At 48.6% G+C, this 14,805-nt stretch carries 16 protein-coding genes; 9 read left to right on the forward strand and 7 right to left on the reverse strand.

The genetic code is table 11. From position 1 onward, the window contains the following. Nucleotides 1-87: 87 nt before the first annotated feature. The 7 genes from fliP to MJO57_RS05425 form a co-directional block, all read right to left on the reverse strand. Nucleotides 88-846: a flagellar type III secretion system pore protein FliP gene (fliP, locus tag MJO57_RS05395; RefSeq protein WP_371924781.1), complete on the reverse strand. Its 759-nt coding sequence runs from the start codon at nucleotides 844-846 to the stop codon at nucleotides 88-90. Continuing rightward, nucleotides 847-1,224 (reverse strand): flagellar motor switch protein FliN, encoded by a 378-nt coding sequence (gene fliN, locus MJO57_RS05400; RefSeq protein WP_101746793.1) that lies wholly within the window; start codon nucleotides 1,222-1,224, stop codon nucleotides 847-849. Beyond that, nucleotides 1,217-2,209, reverse strand: coding sequence for a flagellar motor switch protein FliM (locus tag MJO57_RS05405; protein ID WP_252023562.1), 993 nt, complete (start codon nucleotides 2,207-2,209; stop codon nucleotides 1,217-1,219). The genes fliN and MJO57_RS05405 overlap by 8 nt, the downstream gene beginning before the upstream one ends. Before the next feature lie 147 nt (nucleotides 2,210-2,356). After that, nucleotides 2,357-4,456 carry a flagellar biosynthesis protein FlhA gene (gene flhA, locus MJO57_RS05410; protein WP_256493236.1) on the reverse strand — a complete coding sequence of 700 codons (2,100 nt, stop codon included), beginning with the start codon at nucleotides 4,454-4,456 and terminating at the stop codon, nucleotides 2,357-2,359. 26 nt (nucleotides 4,457-4,482) lie between these two features. Further along, complete coding sequence (gene flhB, locus MJO57_RS05415; RefSeq protein ID WP_252023563.1) at nucleotides 4,483-5,631, reverse strand: flagellar biosynthesis protein FlhB; 1,149 nt, start codon at nucleotides 5,629-5,631, stop codon at nucleotides 4,483-4,485. Nucleotides 5,632-5,647: 16 nt separating this feature from the next. After that, nucleotides 5,648-6,421 carry a flagellar biosynthetic protein FliR gene (gene fliR / locus MJO57_RS05420; protein ID WP_252023566.1) on the reverse strand — a complete coding sequence of 258 codons (774 nt, stop codon included), beginning with the start codon at nucleotides 6,419-6,421 and terminating at the stop codon, nucleotides 5,648-5,650. After that, nucleotides 6,421-6,690 (reverse strand): flagellar biosynthetic protein FliQ, encoded by a 270-nt coding sequence (locus MJO57_RS05425; protein ID WP_252023568.1) that lies wholly within the window; start codon nucleotides 6,688-6,690, stop codon nucleotides 6,421-6,423. Before MJO57_RS05425 ends, fliR begins: the two co-directional genes overlap by 1 nt. A 219-nt stretch (nucleotides 6,691-6,909) precedes the next feature. On the opposite strand from MJO57_RS05425, the gene MJO57_RS05430 reads away from it, so the two are divergent. The 9 genes from MJO57_RS05430 (at nucleotide 6,910) to MJO57_RS05470 (ending at nucleotide 14,734) form a co-directional block, all read left to right on the forward strand. Next, nucleotides 6,910-8,133 carry a flagellin gene (locus MJO57_RS05430; RefSeq protein WP_252023570.1) on the forward strand — a complete coding sequence of 408 codons (1,224 nt, stop codon included), beginning with the start codon at nucleotides 6,910-6,912 and terminating at the stop codon, nucleotides 8,131-8,133. A 118-nt stretch (nucleotides 8,134-8,251) separates the two neighbouring features. Then, entirely contained in the window at nucleotides 8,252-9,604 is a 1,353-nt protein-coding gene (gene fliD, locus MJO57_RS05435) for a flagellar filament capping protein FliD (RefSeq protein WP_252023572.1), read from the forward strand. Between the two features lie 13 nt (nucleotides 9,605-9,617). Beyond that, complete coding sequence (gene fliS / locus MJO57_RS05440; protein ID WP_252023584.1) at nucleotides 9,618-10,028, forward strand: flagellar export chaperone FliS; 411 nt, start codon at nucleotides 9,618-9,620, stop codon at nucleotides 10,026-10,028. A 2-nt stretch (nucleotides 10,029-10,030) separates the two neighbouring features. Next, nucleotides 10,031-10,363, forward strand: a complete 333-nt coding sequence (locus MJO57_RS05445) for a hypothetical protein (RefSeq protein ID WP_252023586.1) — start codon at nucleotides 10,031-10,033, stop codon at nucleotides 10,361-10,363. Next, on the forward strand, nucleotides 10,363-11,649 hold the full coding sequence (locus MJO57_RS05450; RefSeq protein ID WP_252026957.1) for a flagellar hook-length control protein FliK: 1,287 nt from the start codon (nucleotides 10,363-10,365) through the stop codon (nucleotides 11,647-11,649). The genes MJO57_RS05445 and MJO57_RS05450 overlap by 1 nt, the downstream gene beginning before the upstream one ends. Nucleotides 11,650-11,694: 45 nt before the next feature. After that, nucleotides 11,695-12,174 carry a flagellar basal body-associated protein FliL gene (fliL, locus tag MJO57_RS05455; protein ID WP_252023587.1) on the forward strand — a complete coding sequence of 160 codons (480 nt, stop codon included), beginning with the start codon at nucleotides 11,695-11,697 and terminating at the stop codon, nucleotides 12,172-12,174. 12 nt (nucleotides 12,175-12,186) lie between these two features. Next, the gene (locus MJO57_RS05460) at nucleotides 12,187-12,936 is read left to right on the forward strand and encodes a sigma-70 family RNA polymerase sigma factor (protein WP_252023589.1); all 750 of its coding nucleotides are present in this window, start codon (nucleotides 12,187-12,189) and stop codon (nucleotides 12,934-12,936) included. A gap of 1 nt (nucleotide 12,937) precedes the next feature. Further along, nucleotides 12,938-13,792, forward strand: coding sequence for a flagellar motor stator protein MotA (motA, locus tag MJO57_RS05465; protein WP_252023591.1), 855 nt, complete (start codon nucleotides 12,938-12,940; stop codon nucleotides 13,790-13,792). Between the two features lie 30 nt (nucleotides 13,793-13,822). Beyond that, the gene (locus MJO57_RS05470; RefSeq protein ID WP_256493237.1) at nucleotides 13,823-14,734 is read left to right on the forward strand and encodes a flagellar motor protein MotB; all 912 of its coding nucleotides are present in this window, start codon (nucleotides 13,823-13,825) and stop codon (nucleotides 14,732-14,734) included. Nucleotides 14,735-14,805: the final 71 nt, after the last annotated feature.

Raw genomic sequence — 14,805 nt, forward strand, 5'->3', positions numbered from 1 at the left:
CAGCTGGCTCACGACGTAGGGTCGGTGGTAATCAGGAAGAAGTTTGATGATTATTTATTATTCTGGCGTCCGTTTTTTAAAAGTCATTTAAAAAAAGCTGGATGCCATTGTTCCCATAATCATTGCCCAGCCATCCACCAGAACAAACAGCATTAATTTAAATGGTAGAGAGATCATCTGTGGTGACAGCATAATCATACCCATTGCCATCAAAACACTGGCTACCACAAGGTCAATGACCAGAAAGGGGATATAGATAATAAAACCGATCTGGAAAGCGGTTTTCAGTTCGCTGGTCACAAAAGCAGGTATTGCAATGGATAATGGCGTATCCGTCAAATTTACCGGTATGTCCTGTTTGGCGATACCGAAAAACAGTTCAAGATCCGTTTCTCTGGTTTGCTTCAACATAAAGTCTTTGATTGGCAAGCTTGCCTGGGCAAATGCTTCGAGCAAGGTCTTGCTATCTTCCAGATAGGGAACCACTGCCACGGCGTAAATGTCTTCAAATAATGGGGTCATGATCAGTATTGTCAACGCCAGTGTAATGCCCAGCAACACTTGATTAGGCGGTGTTTGCTGTAAACCCAGTGCTTGCCTGAGAATAGCCAGAACGATGATGATCCGGGTAAACGAGGTCATCATCAATAATGCTGCCGGGATAAAGCTGAGTAATGTCATCAGAATCAGGATCTGAAGACTGGCACTGTACTCCGTTGAATCCCCGTTGTTGGTTACCGTAATCAGTGGCAGGCCTGACTCGGCAAAACTGTCAGCAGCAAAAAAGCAAAAGAAGGCTGATAATGCAAACGTCATCAGCCTGTATTTATTGTTGTTGTTTTTCATTCAGGAAATATGCTTCAGTCTTTCTGATTCACTGACCACATCCAGGAAACGAATGCCGTATTTATCATGAATAACCACGACCTCGGCATAGGCAATGAGCTTGCCATTCACCATCACTTCCAACGGCTCTGATGCCTCTTTTTCCAGTTCAACAATAGAGCCTTTGTTCAGGCGCATCAAATCACCGATATTAATTTTAGTGCTGCCCAGTTCCAGCGAGAGGGTGACGGGAATATCCAGAATCATCCCCAGGTCACTCATGGCCTGGGGGAGATTTGCTGTCTCTTCAACGGGCTGGGTGGATTGTTCAGATTCCAGGCTGTCCTGGAAGCTCATGCTGTCATTTGGGGTAACGCTGTCGTCTTGTTCGTTACTCATGGATTTCCTTCTCCTCGTGCTGGTACACCTCTACTTCTTCGTTATGCAATTTTTTGGTGATCTTGATGGCCAGACTGTTTTGCACGGTACATACCGACGCTTTATAGCAGGGTACGCCTGCAACTTTGACGGTAACATTGGGGGGGACATCGGCCTGAATGATCTGGCCGGGCTTGAGTCGCATCACATCCCTGAGGCTGATATCAACTTCACACAGACGTGAGGACATTTCCAGTGGAGCCTGCATCAGTCCCATCAGCATATTACGTTGCCAGAGAGGATCCTGTTCAGCAAATTTAAATGCCTGAAGCTTTTCTCTGACCGGCTCCAGTGCCTGATAGGGCATGACAATATGGAATGCGCAGGATTGACTGCCCAGCTGCAGCGTAAATTGGCTAAGGAGAATAATTTCCGTGTCAGATCGAAACAGTGTTGAAATTGGGCTGTTGTAATTATCAGCCAGCTTGATTTTAAACGAGAGTATACTTCCCCAGGCTTCTGTCTGTTTATCGGCGGCGGCTTTCAGAACCCTCTGTAGAATTCTGACTTCAGCTGTCGTCAGTTCATTTCGTTTTGGATTTACACTTTCTCCGGATCCACTGAAGAAAATATCAACCAGTGAGAATAACATCGGGGACTCAATGGCCATAAAGCCAGAGCATTTCAGAGTGGTTGATTTATAGATATGTTTGATATCGGGTGTTGATTCATTAGCAAGGTAATCGCCTACCTGTAATGAGTCAACGCTGTCAAAATGCACATCAACATTACACCGGAAAATACTGCTGATGGCGTGCCGGAACAGCTGTGAAAAACGCTGGTTGATCAACTCAAGGGTGGGCAGTAAATCATGAATTTTATAATCCGGGTTGGTCAGATCATAGGTTTCCAGATCCTTGAACTCGGAAGAAGAGTGTACCTTCTGTACTTTTGCAGCACCTGACAGCCCCCGGCTGTTCAGTGATGATTTTGACTTCCTGTCCATGAAAAATCCTGTCCACAGGGAACGCTAATCGAACATTAAGCGCAAGCTTTGTCAGCTTTTTTTATGAAATAGCCTAATTCACGATACCGTTATCATGCCTTAAAAACAAACAACTTTTCTTTTATGTTTTCTTTTAAGGGCATGGTTTTACCCGACTTTGCCCACAACAATGACTTCTTTATTTTCAGGGATTTCATTAAACGACAATACATGCATGCCATCGGTACACAGTCTTGCATAGCGGGCCATGGCCGGGCGAATGGTATCGTTTACCAGCATGATTGGAGGCTTTCCTTCAGCGATCAACTTATCAGCAACAACGGGTAGCTGCTGTTGAAGCTGTTCAGCAATGCCCGGCTCCAGTGGCAGGGAGTCCGGTGAGAAATGGCTGTTTTTTACTGCCTGTTGAAAACTCTGCATGATGACCTGCTCCAGCTCTGGACTCATGGTAACCGCAGGCAGCGTCTGCTGATGACCGATCAGGTTCTGTACAATAGCCCGGCGCAGGGCGACCCGGACTTCAGCAGTGAGCTGCCAGGTTTCCTTGTTATTTTCCGAGGACTCCAACAGCGTAGAGCCGATTGTACGAATATCACTGACCGGTACATCTTCCATCAATAATTCCCTGAGTACCTTGGAAAAGATACTGATGGAAATTTTTTTGGGAATTAACTCATCGGCCAGTTTCGGGGAGTAATGACGCAGCTTATCCACCAGCTGCTCCACTTCATCGTGACCAAGCAGTTCACTGGCATGTTCATCAATGATTTTATTCAGATGGGTTGCCATGACACTGGCGGGATCAACGACGGTATAGCCCAGTCCTGATGCATGATCTCTGTCGTGTGGTTCAATCCAGAGTGCATCCAGCTGGTAAGCAGGATCTTTGGTTGGGGAACCATTAAGTTCCCCAAATACCTCACCAGGGTTGATAGCTAATAACTTTCCAGGGTCAACCTGACCTTCAGCGACGGTGACTCCCTTTAATTCAATGGTATAACTATCGGGTTTCAGGCTTAAGTTGTCTTTGATATGAACACTGGGAACCAGAAAGCCCAGCTGGCGGGACTGGCTTTTGCGGATACCCTTGATCTGGGTTAGCAGCTGGCCACCCTGTTTTTCGTCAGCCAGGGTAATAAGCCTGAAGCCAAGTTCCATCTTCAACGTATCTACCGGCGGAATATCCCCCCAGGACCAGGGGGTATCCGGCGAGCTTTGCTCCTGCTGCTCTTTGGTATTGTCCGGTTCTGCGGGGGGGGAGTTTTTGCTGAGCCACCAGAATAACAGTAAGACCAATGCACCCAGGCCCACAAAAGGAATAAATGGCATTCCGGGAACCAGCCCCATGACGATCAGGATAACACCCGTCAGCATCATGGCTTTGGGGGACGACAGCATCTGTTCCGATACCTGGTCTCCCATATCGGCGGATTCTGAAACCCGGGTGACCATCATGGCTGCAGCTGTCGATAACAAGAGTGAGGGTATTTGGGCGACCAGACCATCACCAATGGTCAACAGTGAGTAGACAGTAAAGGCCTCACCGGCACTGAGCCCCTGCCCAAGCGTACCGATCAGCATGCCGCCAATAATATTGATGGCCAGAATCAGCAGCCCTGCCACCGCATCGCCACGGACAAATTTACTGGCACCGTCCATGGAACCGTAGAAATCTGCCTCCCGTCGTACACTCTCCCGTCGGTCATGGGCTTTTTGCTGGTCAATGATGCCAGCATTCAAATCGGCATCAATGGCCATCTGCTTGCCAGGAAGAGCATCCAGAGTGAAACGGGCGGTGACTTCTGATATTCGGCCGGCCCCTTTGGTGACCACGACAAAGTTGATAATGACCAGAATGGCAAATACCACCAGGCCGACCACATAGTTGTTGCCAATAACCACTTCACCAAAAGATTGAATCACTTTACCGGCAGCATCCGGGCCAGTATGACCGTTCAGTAAAACGACACGGGTTGATGCAACATTCAGTGCAAGACGGAGTAAGGTAGATACCAGCAGAATGGTTGGGAAAACCGCAAAATCCAGTGGCCTGAGCGTGTAAACACTGACCAGTAGAACCAGCAGGGAGAGGGCTATATTAAAGGTGAAAAAAGCATCCAGCATAAAAGGCGGCATGGGGAGTGTTACCATGCCGAGGGTCATTAGCACGATCAATGGAATGCCAATACGCAGTCCATTGGTTTTGCCCGATAATTCTCCCAGCAGACGTTGAGCTTCCCTGATCATTGTCTGGTCCTTGTTATAAAGCCTGTTTATCCCTGCTTATCCCACTTTTCCTGAAAAGCCCGGGGAACCTCTGGTTCCGGCATTTCTGGCCTTGTGGGCATTCTTCCAGCCTGATAGTCATTCAGGTGCTTGATGTAAGCCAGTATCTTAGCAACAGCTATGTACAGCTCGTCGGCTATTTCCTGGTTTAGTCCTGTCGTGTGATAAACCACCCGGGCCAGAACCGGTGATTGAATCACCGGGCGATTATATTCCCTGGCTACTGCACAAATTCTTAGGGCAACCTGATCAACGCCTTTGGCCACCAGATAGGGCGCTTTTGCCCGGTTCTGGTCGTAGCGAATAGCCACGGCAAAGTGTGTCGGGTTGGTGATGATCACATCGGCTCCCGGTACCGCCTGCATCATACGTCGTCCGGCAATTTCCTGCTGCTTTTCCTTCAAGCGGGAGCGAACTTCAGGCTGCCCCTCCAGCTCTTTCATTTCATCACGCATTTCTTTATGTGTCATGCGTAACTTGCGTAAGTGGCTCCATTGCTGAAATGGAATATCGATGATGCAGATAATCACCAGCGCCAGAGTCATCATCGCAATAGCCTTAACCAGGTAACCTGCTCCCAGGTAAAGGGCAGTGGTAATAGATAACTGGTTAATGGTCATTAATTCGGTAAAAAACCACTGGGCAGTGAGCCAGAGACAAAAGCCAAGCAAGAGTAGTTTGGCTATGGACTTGACCACTTCCATCAGTGAGCGGGCAGAAAACATCCGCTGCAGTCCTTTCAGCGGGCTGATGCGTTCGCCTTTAAACTGCAGCAGTTTATTGCTGAACAGCCAGCCTCCCAGTGCCAGAGAAGCACCAACGGTGGCCAGGGTGATCAGCAGGAAAAAAGGCATCAGCCCGGAGAACCCTTCGGTCAGGCTGTTAATCAAATGGCTTTTCAGCCAGTTTTCCTGACGAAGCACGGCCTTATCAAAGGTGAAACTGGTGCGCATAACGCTCTGCAACTGCTGGCTGATCAGGTTGCCGCTAAACCACATAGCCAGCAAGGTACCGCCAATCAGTGCGGTAGTCACCAGCTCCCGGGAGCGGGGAACCTGACCTTCTTCCCGGCTTTTCTGGATTTTTCGTTCGGAAGGCTCTTCGGTGCGTTCTTCCTGTTGGGGTTCATCGGCCATTCTTGAGAACCCTCATTTATATCAGCAGGCTGGAAAGAGCTTCCAGCCCTGCTTCAGTGAATCGAACAAATATTCCTGAAAACTGACTGCTGACCAGCATTAAAATAATCAGCCCACCCAGCATGGTCAGCGGGAAGCCGAGGCTGAAAATATTGAACTGTGGTGCCGAGCGGTTCATTACGCCAAAGGTAAACGAGACAATCAGCAGGGAAATAATGGCAGGCACCACCATCAACAGGGCACTGGCAAACATCCATGAAACCAGGCCCGGCAATTGTTCCAGAACGATTCGGGAGAGGTCAATGGGGGCAACCGGCAGTATGTTGAAGCTCTCAATGATGATGGTAATGGCCACAAGATGCCCGTCCATAGCCAGAAACATCAGGAAACTCAACAGTTGAAACAGCTGACTGATGATCGGAATCTGAACACCGTTGATCGGATCGATCATCACCGACATGCCCAACCCCATCTGCATGGAAACCAGCTCACCTGCTGAGGTAAAGATGGCAAAATAAATTTGCAGGATTAATCCCATGGCAAAGCCGATGGCCAATTGTTGCAGAGTAATCAGCAGAGCAGCTCCTGATATAGGCTCAACGGCAGGAACAGCGGGTAGTAATGGTGCTATCAGAAAGGAAATGGCCAATGCCATCAGCAGGCGTATTCTGGGGGCAACCACCTGACTGCTGACCATGGGCATGGTCATCAACAGCGCGGCAACCCGAAACAGGGGCCAGAGGTACTGACCAAGCCAGCCGGTCAGCTCGCTGAAGGTAAACCCGATCATCAGGCCAGCAGCTCCGGGACCAGCTCATAAAGTCGGATAAACAGATCCATAAACTCCTGAATCAGCCAGTTGCCTGCCAGGCCAATGGTGATCAGGGTGGCCAGCAGTCGTGGCAGAAAGCTCAGTGTCTGTTCATTGATCTGGGTGGCGGCCTGAATGGTGCTGATCACCAGGCCCACCAGCATGCCGGGGAGAATGATAACTGACACCATGATAACGATCAGGGTCAGCGCGTCTTTGAAAAGGTCTGCCACAACTTCCGGTGTCATGGGGTCTCCTTGTTCTGTTCCGGGTTGTTGGCCCGTTTATTTATATAAAGATATATAAAATCATTTTTTTAATCTAAAAACGACTGAAAAAAATCATTAATTTGTTTAAGTGGTTTCAGGTGGTCACCGAATAGGGGGGTTCAGCGTTTCTTAAAACTATAAAGAACAGAAATATTGCTGAAGTTTCATAGCGAATATCCATGGATGGAGAAATAAACAATGGCAATGACCGTAAACACTAATTCATTTTCGTTGAATGCCCAGCGTCAGCTGATGAAGTCTGAAAGTGGCTTGCAAACCACCATGCAAAGACTTTCTTCCGGTGTCCGTATTAATAGTGCGAAAGACGATGCTGCTGGTCTGCAGATATCTAACCGTCTGGAGGTTCAATCCCGTGGCCTTGCTGTCGCGATCCGAAATGCTAACGATGGTATCTCTCTGGCGCAGACTGCAGAAGGTGCGTTGAATGAGTCTACTGCGATTTTGCAGAGAATGAGGGATTTGGCTCTGCAGGCTTCTAACGGTTCAAATGAGGGTGATGAGCGGGCAGCATTGAATCAGGAAGTGACTGCTCTTAAGGCTGAGCTGGATAGAATCTCCAATACCACCTCATTCGGTGGCGTAAATCTGCTGGATGGCAGCTTTCAGAACAGAAGTTTCCAGCTGGGTTCTACCGCTTCAGCTAACGATAAAATCAGCTTCAGTATTGCTTCTGCAGCATCTGCTGACTTGGGAAGTGGTAGTGGGGTTACTGCTGGGACTAAAATCGCGAGTCTTGATGCAGGTGATATAACGCACGGAAGTAGAGCTGCTGAAGCTTTGACTGTCTCTGTTAATGGTGGAACTAACACTCAGGCAATCAACATAGCTACTACTGATACGGCCAGTGATATTGCATCAAAGTTGAATGCTGTCTTTGAATCTGAAGTTGCTCAAGGGCGTATTAATGAGGGAGATTTAGCTGCCATCGTTGATTCCAAAGGTGGTGTTACTGTCGTTAGAGGTGCTGGCTTTGGTACTCCGGGTGATTTTACCTTGGCAACCAGTTTAACTACAGCTGGTGATCTTGGAGTAATGGGTGAAGCAACTACTTCTGCAAACTTAGCAGGTGCTGACAATGGTTCAGCTGATAATGTTAATGGCATTGACCTGACGACTGCTACTGGAGCTGATAACGCTGTCAGTATCATCGATCAGGCTCTGAAAGAGATTGATTCTGAGCGCGCCAATCTCGGTTCCATCCAGAACCGTCTTACTTCCACCATCAATAACCTGGCCAATATCAAAGAAAACGTAACGGCTTCCAAGAGTCGTATTCTGGATACTGACTTTGCTGCCGAAACTGCCAATCTGAGTAAATACCAGGTTATGCAGCAGGCCGGTACTGCGGTATTGGCTCAGGCCAATGCCATTCCGCAGAACGTGCTGTCACTGCTGCGTTAAGGCCAAACCAACAGAGTCGGTTAAACATCAACGGGAGCTTCGGCTCCCGTTCTTTGCTGTTTAACTTTTAACCGGCAAGCCGATACGAACCAGATGAAGAATTAATCAGAGGCTGATTATGTTCAGTGTCTCAGGTCTTTATTCCGGGCTGGATGTGAACTCCATGGTGAATGCGCTGGTGAATGCCGAGCGGGCACCGATTGAAGCCCGGCTGAATCGCAGTGAACAGGCTTATACCGTGGAACTGACGGCAGTAGCCCAGCTGAAATCGTCACTGCAGTCATTTCAAACGGGGCTGGAAAAACTGAATTCAGTGGAAGGTTTCAGTCCACGTTCTGCCAATATCAGTGATGATTCGGTGATCGGCGCTTCTGTTACCAGTGTTGCCGCAGAAGGTGTTTATACTTTCACCGTGGATCAACTGGCCAGCCGCCATCAGTTAAGCTCCGCTGCCATTGCTGAGGGTGAAACCATTGGCACGGGTACCGGCAGTTTTACCGTTAATGGTGAAACTTTTGCCATTTCCCTGGATGCCGGTAATGACACACTCACCGATTTACGGGATGCCATTAACAATGCAACTGATAATGCCACCGTTCAGGCGACGCTGATCAATGATAATGGTCAGCAGAGATTGATGCTGGCGAGCCGCGAGAGTGGTGCAGATTACGCCATTAACGCGGATTTCAGTGGCTTGACCGGTGGCACCGTTGCCCTTGGGGCAATGACCGAGCTTCAGGCCGCCCAGAATGCCAGTATTCGATTTGGCAGCGGTGCATCCGCTATCACTATCACTTCTGCCGATAACACCTTTGAAAATCTGGTGGATGGCGTTTCGGTCAATGTTAAATCCATTTCAACCACTCCGGTCACTTTGGATATTTCTCTGGATAAGGCTGATGTCAGATCATCGATTGAATCCTTTGTTTCCACCTGGAATAGCCTGAAATCCACCTTTGATCAATTGACCGACGTTAACGGTGTGAATGCCGGTATATTGACTGGCGATGCCCAGACACGACTGCTGGAATCCCGGTTGCGTAAAGAACTCAGTAGTCTGGTCGGTGAAGACGGGGATGTATTTCGCACCCTCAGTGACATGGGTTTAAAAACTACCCGTACAGGAGAACTGGAAGTCGATGGCAGTCGTCTGGATAAAGCGCTGAACAACCATTTTGACGAGCTGGCTGTGGTGCTGGCTGGTGATAATGGCCTGATGTCCCGGCTGAACCAGCGGTTGGATAGCTATCTTGGCAGTAATGGTTCCCTGGCTGCCAGAGAAGATCGAATTAATGAGGCGGTCAAAGACATCAGTGATGACCGGGAAGATCTTGAGCTTCGTCTGGAGCGGGTACAGTCCTACTACCAGCAACAATTCCTCGCCATGGAAAACCTGCTGGCCTCTTTAAACGGTACCAGTCAGTGGCTGACCAACAATCTGACATCCATCAACAACAGCAATAACCAGTAAATACGGAGCATTTATGAAGCGGGCAGGGATTAACGCCTATCAACAGCAGCAACGGGCTTCGGTGGAAGTGGCAAAGCCCGAGCAGCTGGTAGCAACACTGTTTAATAAATTGATGGAGACACTGGCAAAAGCCCGTCATTACATGGAAGAAAAAGACCTGGGTAAAAAGGTTGATCGAATTAATTTATCCATGGATATCCTGCTGGTGCTCGAACAATCCCTGGATCATGAGAAAGGCGGTGAACTGGCGGATAATTTACAGGGACTTTATCAGTACTGCATCAAACGACTGACCGAAGCCAATGCCAGTAACGATGTGACGATGATTGATGAGGTCGCTGGATTAATGGGAGAGATCCGGGAGGGCTGGCAGTCGGTTGTCAACGGTACTGTTGAGAGCAGTGCGGTAGCCAGTGTGGAGTAGTGATGAAGGATCATAGCCTCTCTGTTACTGATTATGTCAATAAGCTGAGATCCTTTGAACTGGCACTTGAGGCATCACTTGAGGCAAAAGACTGGGATCGTATGATGGCGGTTAATCAGGAGCTACAGGTTTTTTTTCAACAGCTTTCTGATGCCGGTTTAACCGATCAGCCCGGGATTCAGGAGGCTCTCGCCAGAGTACAGGTGTTGTGCAGTGCCCTGATACAGGTGTGTGTTCGACACCGGGCTGACACTTTGTCAGTGATCAAAAAAAATCGAAACGATAGCTCAGCACTTTCCAGCTATCAACGAGCCAGCAGTCTTCGAGGGCCGTGATGGAAGCAGTCCAGCATTTGTCCGTTTCGAACCTGCCGATGCAGGGAGTACTGCAGCCTCAGGCTTCCGGTGATCAACATCCTTTGTTTCATCAGATCTATCAACAAATTGATGTTTCTGGAAAAAAAGACGCTTTGATAGACGTTCCTCCTGCCTTTTCCGAGCCGTTGATGTCCTTGAATAGGGAATTTGATGAGTCGTCAGAGCCTTATGGTGGTCAGCCCTTCTTTACTGCAGGTTCTTACACTCCAGCGGTAATGAATCTCAACGAGGTATCTGATGCTGGTGTCGTTTTGTCAGGTATTGGCCTGTCAGTTTCGGCACAAATGGTTTTGCCAGGAGATGATTCTGTTCGAGTAGAGACGGTAAGCCAATATCAGGTATCTCCAGAGGCTGCAAAATTGACTGATGGCCGAAATGAACGACACAGGGTTATAACTGACATCAGCAATCAAACAATGTTGCCAGGCAATAACTCAAGGTCATTACCTCAGACACTATCGAGAGACTCTGAGAGCGAGCCATCATCCATTGATAGAAAGTACTTTGCCGGGGATTGGAAAACACTGACCGGCAACCATGGAGCAGCGCTGCCGGATGATGCTTTCATCGAAGCTGGGCAGCAGCAAGTTTTTGTTAATAAGGTAGCTAATCCCGTCAGACCGGAAGTTCATTTACTTATTGATCAGGTAAAGGGTGGGGATCAGGCAAGTCTCAATCAGAACCTGGTTACAGGAACCGAACCCGTTCAGGGGAATCAGGTTTCTCATGCTGTAAAAGTGAATGCGTCTGCTCCGGGTGAATTCAGTGCTGCAACTACTCAACAGCAATTCGTTGTCGGTTCCCATCGAGAAGTGATGCTTCCTCAGTCCCATTTTCCTCAGCGCCTGGGCACTGAACTGATCCAGATCCTTAGAAAAGGAGAGTCTGGACTGGAGATCCGGCTTGACCCACCAGAACTTGGACGTTTATCGCTGACTGTATCCCTGGATGCAGAATCGCTCTCCCTTCAGGTGACTGCGTCTTCAGCCACTACCCGGGACCTGCTACTTAACCAGTCTGAACGGCTGAGACAGGTTTTAGCCGAACAGCATGTGGATTTATCAGAATTATCAGTCGATGTTCATTCCGGCCAGGGAGGGCAGGCCGGGAGGCACCAGGCGGCAAACATGGCCGCTTCAGAAACCCTGCTGCAAGCCGATTGGGGGAGTGACAATGTGGAGTATTTATCAGGTGCGCAGCTGTTTCGCTCCAGGGGAGGGCGATTGCTGGATCATTTTGTTTGATTGCCCTTGCTTTTTATCTCAGGGGCTTAATGGTGGCAGGGAGGCATGATGGCTGAAGAGACGGAGCAGGCGGAAGCAGCAGTGGAAAAGAAATCAGGCAAGGGGCTTATGATCATTCTTATTTTTTTGATCCTTTTGCTTATTGCTGTTGCCGGGGGAGCCGCCTGGATGTTCATGCAACAGAAGAGTGAAGATCCGGACGAGCTGGCAGTGCCTCACTTCATGCAAATGGAACCATTTATCATCTCGCTCAAGAGTGAAGCCCGTCCCCATTACCTGCAGATTAAATTGTCATTGATGAGCCGGGATCCTGAGGCATTGAAACAGTTGGAAACCTACCGCCCTATGATCCGCAATGAAATTATCCGGTATTTGAATACGTTGAAATATATGGATGTATTAAAGCCAGAAGCACCTGATGCTATTCGCACGGAGTCCATTTCCAGGGTGAATGACCTTTTGGTTAAAGAGCAGGTTGAGGTCACCATGGACGATTTGATAATTACTGATCTGGTTATTCAATAGTGTTCTGACCCTATGTCACTACAGCAACGCAAAGGGCTGAATGCCTACCAGAAACAGAGTGGAATGGCTTCCCGGGATGAACTTGTTCGGGAGCATCTGGGGCTGGTTAAGAAAGTTGCGTTACATATTGCCGGTGCTTTGGGGGGCGATGTTCCAAAAGATGACCTGCTGCAGGCCGGGATGATGGGGCTACTGGATGCTGCAAGCCGCTTTGAGCCGGGGAAGAACATCCCGTTTGAGCAGTATGCCCGAATCCGGATCAGAGGGGCGGTGATCGATGAACTTCGACACTGGGACTGGCGAAGCCGCACTGATCGTGAACATAGCCACAGCATTCGAGATGCCATTCAGGCGCTGCACAACCGGCTGGGGCGGTCGCCTTCAGAGCAGGAAATTGCAGGAGAACTTGGCGTCAGTGTGGAGCGTTATCACCGGATGTTGCAGGGCGGCAACTCTGGCGCATTGTTGAGCCTGGATGCACTCACTAATGGTGAAGCCAGTGCCAGTGTCATCGAAGTCAGCGATGACGATTCAATACAGATCATTACTGAAGGTGATGAGTGTAATAAAGCACTGGCAAAAGCCTTGAAAGCGTTGCCTGAGCGAGAACAGCAACTGATGAACCTGTATTACGTTCATGAGTTCAATATGAAAGAGATTGGCCAGATATTGGAGCTGACTGAAGCCAGAATTTCTCAACTCCATCAGCAGGCATTGTTGAGATTGCGCTCATTTATGGAAGAGTGGAGCAGGGAGCCCTGATATGAAAACTGTTGGTCTGCTGGCCATGCTGGGAAGTATTTTTGGTGGTTTTATGATTGCCGGCGGGAAGCTGATCTCGGTCTGGCAGCCGGCGGAAATCTTAATGATTGCCGGCGGTGCTTTTGGTGCGTTTTTGATCGCCAATCCTATGGTGATCGTTCGTGCCACAGGACGACATATGGCTTATATGGCCAAAGGAACCGGTTTTAACCGTGCCTATTTTGATGAACTGCTAATGCTTCTCCATACACTTTTTGAGATGGCCAGGAAAAAAGGGGGAAATAAGGTGCTTGAGGAGCATATCGAGTCCCCTGACACCAGTGACGTGTTTAAAAAGTTTCCCCTGATTCTGAAAACGCCTCATATATATGACTTTATTGTAGAAAATCTCAGGCTCTCCCTTGTGGATGGTATCTCTTCTCACGAATACGAACGCATTATTGAGCAAGAGATAGGAACAAAAGAGCACGAGATGATGCGACCTGCGGCTGCACTTCAGAATGTATCAGATGCTCTGCCAGGGTTTGGAATTCTGGCTGCGGTGCTCGGTATCGTGATTACTATGGGGGCTATTAATGGTCCGATGGATCAGATTGGTACCAGTATTGCGGCTGCACTGACCGGAACTTTCCTGGGCATATTCTTTGCCTACGGACTAGTGGGACCAATTGCCACGGCAATTGGCCACTCAATTAATAATGAGCTTCAGGCTTTTGATTGTATTCGGGTTTCGTTAGCTAGTTATAAATCAGGCTTTCCACCTATTGTTTCTGTCGATTCCGGACGGAAAATTCTTTATGACGACTGCCGTCCTAGTTTTAGTGAGCTTGAAGGTATGCTGGAAAGTCAGGGGTGATAGCCAGATAATGATTGGGAGCATGGTGAATTGAAGCGTAAGCGTGGAGGGGGGGGGAGTCATCACGGTGGGTCATGGAAAGTGGCCTTGGCTGATTTTGCTATCGCCATGATGGCTCTGTTCCTTTTGCTTTGGATCATGAATGCTACGGATGATGATGCCAAGTCAGCCATTGCTGCGTATTTTGAAGATCCGGGAGCCTTTCGTCATAAAACCAGTCTGAGTCCTATTGACTTTGGTGGTCAGGATTCACTGGTTGAGATACCCAACCCGGGTCCCAGCATGAAAGGACGTGAAGGCCCTGAAATCATTGGCGATGGTAATGCAGAGACGCTGAATAAAAATCCGGACTTTAAAGACCTTATGGATGAACTCCAGCGGATGATCGGGGGAGATGATGCCGCAGGCAAGTACGAAGACTTCATCTACCTTGAGCAGCTGAAGGAAGGCTTGCGCATTGTCATTCTGGACAATAACAAGCGCAACATGTTTGAAAGGGGAAGCTCCCGGATAAACCCTTTTTTTCAGGACTTATTACTTGAGTTGGCCCCTATTATAAACAAGATTGACAATCGCCTGATGATCAGTGGCCATACCGATAGCTCAGGTTTTCAACGTTCTAATTACGGCAACTGGGAACTGTCTGCTGCCAGGGCACAGGTAGCTCGTAAAACGCTACTGTTTGGTGGTCTCTTTGAAGAGAAAGTTCTCATGGTTCTTGGCATGGCAGACCGGGTTCCTCGAGACCCGGAGCATCCTGAGTCCAGTGCCAACCGTAGAATTGAAGTCATGGTGCTTGCTGATTTTATGGAACGACAGGTTGAGCGGATGTTTGCTCCTATTGATGAAGGAGATCAGGAGCATTCTCAAACTCACAGCAATGACATGCATGAGGCCTTTGAGCGGGCAAGGCAGAATCAGTTCTATGATTCTTCATTTTAGAAGATCTGTGCATATTTGGCCGATAGCCTCAAATTGGAAGAAATACCATCTTCGAAAAGCTCTTTATGCGT

It is taken from the genome of Endozoicomonas sp. SCSIO W0465 (genome assembly GCF_023716865.1).
Classification (GTDB): domain Bacteria; phylum Pseudomonadota; class Gammaproteobacteria; order Pseudomonadales; family Endozoicomonadaceae; genus Endozoicomonas.

Excerpts from the sequence above, each read along its gene's own strand:
- fliS (WP_252023584.1), top strand. The coding sequence starts at position 9,618 with ATGAAGCGGGCAGGGATTAACGCCTATCAACAGCAGCAACGGGCTTCG.
- motA (WP_252023591.1), top strand. The coding sequence starts at position 12,938 with ATGAAAACTGTTGGTCTGCTGGCCATGCTGGGAAGTATTTTTGGTGGT.
- flhB (WP_252023563.1), bottom strand. The coding sequence starts at position 5,631 with ATGGCCGATGAACCCCAACAGGAAGAACGCACCGAAGAGCCTTCCGAA.
- fliD (WP_252023572.1), top strand. The coding sequence starts at position 8,252 with ATGTTCAGTGTCTCAGGTCTTTATTCCGGGCTGGATGTGAACTCCATG.
- MJO57_RS05450 (WP_252026957.1), top strand. The coding sequence starts at position 10,363 with ATGGAAGCAGTCCAGCATTTGTCCGTTTCGAACCTGCCGATGCAGGGA.
- fliN (WP_101746793.1), bottom strand. The coding sequence starts at position 1,224 with ATGAGTAACGAACAAGACGACAGCGTTACCCCAAATGACAGCATGAGC.
- MJO57_RS05425 (WP_252023568.1), bottom strand. The coding sequence starts at position 6,690 with ATGACACCGGAAGTTGTGGCAGACCTTTTCAAAGACGCGCTGACCCTG.
- MJO57_RS05405 (WP_252023562.1), bottom strand. The coding sequence starts at position 2,209 with ATGGACAGGAAGTCAAAATCATCACTGAACAGCCGGGGGCTGTCAGGT.
- fliR (WP_252023566.1), bottom strand. The coding sequence starts at position 6,421 with ATGATCGGGTTTACCTTCAGCGAGCTGACCGGCTGGCTTGGTCAGTAC.
- MJO57_RS05445 (WP_252023586.1), top strand. The coding sequence starts at position 10,031 with ATGAAGGATCATAGCCTCTCTGTTACTGATTATGTCAATAAGCTGAGA.
- fliP (WP_371924781.1), bottom strand. The coding sequence starts at position 846 with ATGAAAAACAACAACAATAAATACAGGCTGATGACGTTTGCATTATCA.
- MJO57_RS05460 (WP_252023589.1), top strand. The coding sequence starts at position 12,187 with ATGTCACTACAGCAACGCAAAGGGCTGAATGCCTACCAGAAACAGAGT.
- fliL (WP_252023587.1), top strand. The coding sequence starts at position 11,695 with ATGATGGCTGAAGAGACGGAGCAGGCGGAAGCAGCAGTGGAAAAGAAA.
- MJO57_RS05430 (WP_252023570.1), top strand. The coding sequence starts at position 6,910 with ATGGCAATGACCGTAAACACTAATTCATTTTCGTTGAATGCCCAGCGT.
- flhA (WP_256493236.1), bottom strand. The coding sequence starts at position 4,456 with ATGATCAGGGAAGCTCAACGTCTGCTGGGAGAATTATCGGGCAAAACC.